Source organism: Falsiroseomonas oryzae (assembly GCF_027856955.1).
GTDB classification, from domain to species: Bacteria; Pseudomonadota; Alphaproteobacteria; order Acetobacterales; family Acetobacteraceae; genus Falsiroseomonas; species Falsiroseomonas oryzae.
Genome location: NZ_JAPSMD010000790.1, coordinates 1 through 1,340, shown reverse-complemented (window position 1 = coordinate 1,340; position 1,340 = coordinate 1). Strand labels below are relative to the sequence as shown.

The window sequence follows — 1,340 nt, the reverse complement described above, 5'->3', positions numbered from 1 at the left end:
ACTCTCCGTCGCGCCGGCCGCGTAGGACACGCGACACGGCGCGCGGCTGCGCCTCGCGCTCCGCCGGGGACGCGGTGTGCCGCGGCGCGGTCGCGGCGTCCGCCGGCGATCCCGGGGTCAGCCCGTGGCAGCCGGCAGGCGGGACGAGTGGTGATCGGCAATGCGCCATGCACCGTCCTGTCCGCGCACCATGACCATGCTGAACCGGGCCGGCGACTGGCTGGTGCTTCCGTCGTGGCGGCGCTGGGCGAAGGTGTAGTGGCCCGAGGCGACCGCTGCCTCCGCCGAAAGCTGTCGGACGGCGTGCTCGCCGAAGCTGACCGATATGCCCGCCACGTCGCCGCGCCGCCGTCCGAAATAGGCGGCGATTGCGGCCCTGCCGACCGTCTGCTCGCGGCTGCTCGTGCCCCAGACGCGCGCGTCCTCGGTATAGAGCACGGCGGCGCGCTCGCCGTCGTTGGTCGCATAGGCCTCGGCCCAGGCGCGCAGCACGGCGGCAGGATCGCGCGGCATCTCCGCGCCTTCGGCGGCGACGGGCAAGAGCGCCAGGGATGGGAGTGCGGCAAACATCCGGCGGCGCTGCAGCATGGTGTATTCCTCCCTTCTTACGTTCGGGAGGTTCCGTCCAGACACCAAACGCGTCAAGCGGGACGAGAGGCCGCTGCGCGTGCCGTCAGCGGTTCCGCTACGCGGGATCGCCGCCGACGAAGCGCATGAACACGCGGTGCGGCCCGGTGCCGAAGGCGATCACGTCGTAGGCCTCTGGCGCGGCGCCCGGGACCTCCATCCCCGGCGAGCCGATCGGCATGCCGGGCACGGCCAGGCCCCGCACCCCGGCCGGCCGCTCCGTCAGCAGGCGGCGGATGGCCAGCGGCGGCACGTGCCCCTCCAGCGCGAAGCCCTCCACCCGCGCCACGTGGCAGGAGAGCAGGTCGGACGGCACGCCGAAGCTGCGCCGCCAGCCCGCCAGCGACCGCGTCACGTTGTCCTGCACGCCGAAGCCGGCGGTGCGCAGATGCGGCATCCACAGGTGGCAGCAGCCGCAATTCGGGTCGCGCCAGACCTGCACCAGCGGCCCGCCCTCGGCCCGGGCCGGAGCGGCGAGCGTCGCAAGGCCGGCAAGCAGCACGCCGCGTCGTCGCAGGGTCATCGTCATCTCCTTTTCGCCGACCATCGCAACCGCCAGGCGGACGGTCCTTGATCTGAGGCAACCGGCACTGGACTCCCGGCGCCAGTATGGTAGCGACTCCGCATGCTGCCGACCGCCCCCCGTCGCGCGCTGCTGGGCTGTGCCGCGCTGGCCGCGGCCGCGGTCGTCGCCGCGCCCGCGCGCGCCGTCC

The 1,340-nt window shown here is 74.1% G+C and carries 2 protein-coding genes; both read right to left on the bottom strand.

Annotated features, from left to right (window positions below):
- Positions 1–117 precede the first annotated feature (117 nt).
- The gene (locus tag OZN99_RS31715) at positions 118–588 is read right to left on the bottom strand and encodes an SgcJ/EcaC family oxidoreductase (RefSeq protein WP_270939169.1); all 471 of its coding nucleotides are present in this window, start codon (positions 586–588) and stop codon (positions 118–120) included.
- A gap of 97 nt (positions 589–685) precedes the next feature.
- A complete protein-coding gene (locus OZN99_RS31710) occupies positions 686–1,150 on the bottom strand; it encodes a DUF411 domain-containing protein (RefSeq protein ID WP_270939168.1) in 465 nt (154 codons plus the stop codon).
- Positions 1,151–1,340: the final 190 nt, after the last annotated feature.